Consider the following 3,813-nt stretch of genomic DNA (forward strand, 5'->3'; position numbering starts at 1 on the left):
GGCGATGGACCTTGCCGCGGGTCAGGGCGCGCTGTTTACCTGCTGCTATGGGTTGTGCGCGCTGGTTGCAGGCGCGTTCCGCGGACAGGGACGGACGTGGTTTGCGCTGTGCGCGCTTGCGTCCGGTCTGTGCGCCTCCATGCTGGGTGTGGACCATGTGCTGTTTGTGCCGCTTATTCTGGAGCTGATCTGTGCGGTTGCCGTATTTGCGGCGCTGCCGGAATTTGTGTGGAACGCGCTGCGGCAGACATTGCTGCCGGAATCGCTGACCGGAAGCGGCGTGCGCCGCAGCGTCCGGCAGCGCGCGGGCAAATGCGCGAGCGAGGCGGCGCAGGCGTTTTACGAGATGTATCTTGCCATGCTGAACGGCTTAAACGAAGGCAAGGAGGCGGGGGACGCGCATGTGCGGGCGGTTTTTGACCGCGCGAGCGACCGTGTATGCAAGAACTGCGTACTGTGCTCCCAGTGCTGGCAGCGGGATTATATCACAACGCTTTCTGCGCTCAACGATGTGACCCAGCCCATGCTGCGGCGGGGACGCGCGGAGCTTTCGGATTTTCCGCAGCACTTCGCTTCGCGCTGCGTACATCTGCCTGAACTGCTGCGTGCGATCAACGGCGCGCTGTTTGCCCTGCGCGAGCGGCAGAGCCTGCGCCGCCAGCAGGAGGAAAATCAGAGCCTGCTGGCGCGGCAGTATGCGGGCGTTACGGATATTCTGCGCCAGCTTGGTGCGGAAGCCGCGCACGGCGAGGCGGCGCAGCCGGCCATGGAACGTCAGGTGCGCCGGTATGCAGCCGCGTTCGGCTGGATTGACCAGGTATGCGTTGTGCGCGACGGACAGGGGCGGCTGGTGGTCGAGCTGTACGGCGCGGGAACGGAGGACATTCTCCGGCAGGGCAGCGGCTTTGCGGCCGGACTGGGCGCGCTGCTGGGCGTGGGCCTGACCGAGCCGAAACTGGTGGGAAAAGAGGAGGATGCGCGCCTTGTGCTGCGTGAGCGCGCGCCCTTCCGCGTGGTGGCGGGTATCGGGCGGCAGCAGAAGGAGGGCTCCTCGGTTTCGGGCGACAGCGGCTGCTATTTTGTAACGGATGCGGGCGAGGCCTGCCTGCTGCTGGCGGACGGCATGGGCTCGGGCGCAGCTGCGGCGCAGGACAGCCGCATGCTGACCGGCGCGATGGAGCGTTTTCTGCGTGCGGGCGTATCGGTGCGCGACGCGCTGGGCGCGGTGTCGCCTGCACTGCGGCTGCGCTCGGACGGTACGCGGTTTGTCACGCTGGACGCGCTGAATGTCGATTTGTTCACGGGCAGGGCGGAAAGCCTGAAATGCGGCGCGGCGCCGTCTTACCTGCGCGCGGGCGGCAAGTGGACGCGGCTCTGCTCGGAGGCGCTGCCCGTCGGTCTGGCAGAAGAGGACGGGCTGGGCGAACCGGTGCCGCTGCGGTTTGGACACGGCGATTTATATGTGATGCTGTCGGACGGCGTATCGGACGGCACGGACGATGAATGGGTGCTCGAACTGCTCGAGCGGCACGCGGGGGACAGCCCCAGAGAACTGGCAGCGCGGCTGGTGGTGGAGGCCAGAGGCAGAGGGCATGACGATGACCGGACGGCATTGGTAATGCGGATGGAAAAACAGTGAGGATTACCGCGCGGAAAACTGGACATACTTTCCGTAAAAGGGAGGGAGCGTCTTATGGTAAAGGGAATCAGCCGCCGTGTGGTTGTCGTCCGGCCGGAAGAGGACGGCTTGTTTGAGCAGGCCATTTTTCTGATGCGGGACAGCGCGCCGCCGCGCCGCGATATTGTACGGGAGGCCTGCCGGATTGCGAACGGATACCTGGGCGCAGCCCAGAGCAGGCGCCGCCGTTTTTCTGCATGGCATCTTGCGGCGGCGGGTTTGCTCGGCGCGCTGCTGACCGGCGCGGCATGGGCTGTTTGGGCGCTGACTTTGTAAACAGATTGAAAATTGCGGCCTGCGGGCCTTGTTTCGCTGCAAAACGCTTGCTATACTTATGTATCAAGGATATAAGGTTTTGCATAGGAGAGAGATGGCATGACAGCCGACCAGTTTTTTGCGCTTTTTCATCAATATGGGCTGATTTTAATCTGCGCGGTGATTTTTTGTGAATATATGAATTTGCCCGGCTTTCCGGCGGGCGTGATCATGCCGTGCGTCGGCGTATTGATTGGGCGAAGCGAGCTGTCGCTTGGCCTGACGGTGGTATTGAGCGTGATATCCGGCCTGCTGGGCAGCATGGTAATTTATGCGCTGTGCTATTGGGGCGGCGAACCCCTGATGCGGCGCCTGTTTGGAAAAAGTGAAAAGTTACAGTCGTTTATCCGGCGGAGCCATTCCTATATTGACAAGCATAAGGGCAGAGGACTGGCATTTTGCCGCCTGATTCCGGTGCTGCGCACCATTGTTTCCATTCCGGCGGGACTGATTCGCATGCCGCTCAAGTGGTTTGCAGGCTGGTCTGCCGTTGGAATTACCGTATGGAATACCGCGCTGATTTCGTTTGGATACTTTTTCAGTGAGAAAATACTGTCTATGTTAGGGTGAACAGTGGCCGTCCCGCGGGGGGACGGCCTGAGACTGTCGAAAAACTTCGTTTTTCCGACAATCTATGTTTGGACAACGCCAAACATGGACGAGTAAAAAGTTCCTATGCAGAAACTTTTTCTCTCTCAAAGTATAAAACGTCAGGCACATGTCCTGACTTTTTATGCATTTGCGCTGCAAATGCTATTTTATGCGCGCTGCCGCGCGTATTGTGAACATCCATATCAACAAAATACTTTTTCGACAAGCTGAGGCCGTCCCGCAGGGGGACGGCCTTTTTTGCGGCGAAAGGGGCGGTTTTTGGATTTTCAAAAGGAAAAAAGCTGTAGAAAAGCGTTTTGCAGCGGCTTTTGTCACCACTTTGCAATTTGCAATAGGTGGGCATTTGTGCTAAAATATATTGCGTTAATTTACATGCAGTGGGGGAGAAATATGCAAATTGGCAATGCAGCGCTGACCGGACGGCTCATTCTTGCGCCGATGGCCGGCGTGACCGACCGTGCCTTCCGGCAGGTGTGCCGCGAACATGGGGCGGCGCTTACGGTAACGGAAATGGTCTCTTCCAAGGCATTGTGCTATCGGGAAAAAAAAACGCCCGCGCTGCTGTCGCTCGGGCGGGAGGAGCATCCTGCTGCCGCACAGATTTTTGGGCATGAGCCCGCGTCCATGGCCGAAGGCGCGCGGATTGCGCGCGCGGTTTCCGGATGCGATATCATTGATATTAACATGGGGTGCCCCGCGCCCAAGATTGCGAATAACGGGGACGGTTCGGCGCTGATGCGCGATCCGGCGCAGGCGGCGCGCGTCATTGAAGCGGTATGCGCCGCGGTGGATGTGCCGGTGACGGTCAAGTTCCGCAAGGGCTGGGATGAAAAGCACATCAACTGCGTGGAATTTGCCAAAATGTGCGAACAGGCCGGCGCGGCCGCGATTGCGGTGCACGGACGAACGCGCGCGCAGCAATACAGCGGAACGGCGGACTGGGACGCGGTTCGGGCGGTCAAACAGGCGGTTTCCATTCCGGTTGCGGCAAACGGCGATGTGTTTGCGCCCGAGGACGCCGTGCGGCTGCTTGCGCATACGGGTGCGGATTTTGTCATGATCGGCCGCGGCGCGCTGGGCGACCCGTGGATATTTGAACGGACGAACGCCCTGATGCAAACGGGGGTATGTCCGCCGCTGCCGCCTTTTGCGGAGCGGATGGACACTGCGGTGCGGCAGATGATGCTGGCGGCAGAGGAGAAAGGGGA

At 60.4% G+C, this 3,813-nt stretch carries 5 protein-coding genes; 4 read left to right on the plus strand and 1 reads right to left on the minus strand.

The features are described 5' to 3' along the window. The 3 genes from ACOYIE_RS09900 to ACOYIE_RS09910 all read left to right on the plus strand — a co-directional run. On the plus strand, positions 1-1,639 hold a 1,639-nt coding region (locus ACOYIE_RS09900), incomplete at its 5' end, for a SpoIIE family protein phosphatase (protein WP_433412778.1). Between the two features lie 54 nt (positions 1,640-1,693). Further along, the gene (locus tag ACOYIE_RS09905) at positions 1,694-1,954 is read left to right on the plus strand and encodes a hypothetical protein (RefSeq protein WP_433412780.1); all 261 of its coding nucleotides are present in this window, start codon (positions 1,694-1,696) and stop codon (positions 1,952-1,954) included. Positions 1,955-2,053: 99 nt separating this feature from the next. Continuing rightward, the gene (locus tag ACOYIE_RS09910) at positions 2,054-2,563 is read left to right on the plus strand and encodes a DedA family protein (protein ID WP_433412782.1); all 510 of its coding nucleotides are present in this window, start codon (positions 2,054-2,056) and stop codon (positions 2,561-2,563) included. Positions 2,564-2,666: 103 nt separating this feature from the next. Here the strand turns inward: ACOYIE_RS09910 and ACOYIE_RS09915 are convergent, their stop codons facing one another. Then, positions 2,667-2,948 carry a hypothetical protein gene (locus ACOYIE_RS09915; protein WP_433412784.1) on the minus strand — a complete coding sequence of 94 codons (282 nt, stop codon included), beginning with the start codon at positions 2,946-2,948 and terminating at the stop codon, positions 2,667-2,669. A gap of 47 nt (positions 2,949-2,995) precedes the next feature. On the opposite strand from ACOYIE_RS09915, the gene dusB reads away from it, so the two are divergent. After that, positions 2,996-3,813: tRNA dihydrouridine synthase DusB (dusB, locus tag ACOYIE_RS09920; protein ID WP_433412786.1), on the plus strand; the 818-nt coding region annotated here is incomplete at its 3' end.

Source organism: Agathobaculum sp., from assembly GCF_050946325.1.
GTDB lineage: Bacteria > Bacillota > Clostridia > Oscillospirales > Butyricicoccaceae > Agathobaculum.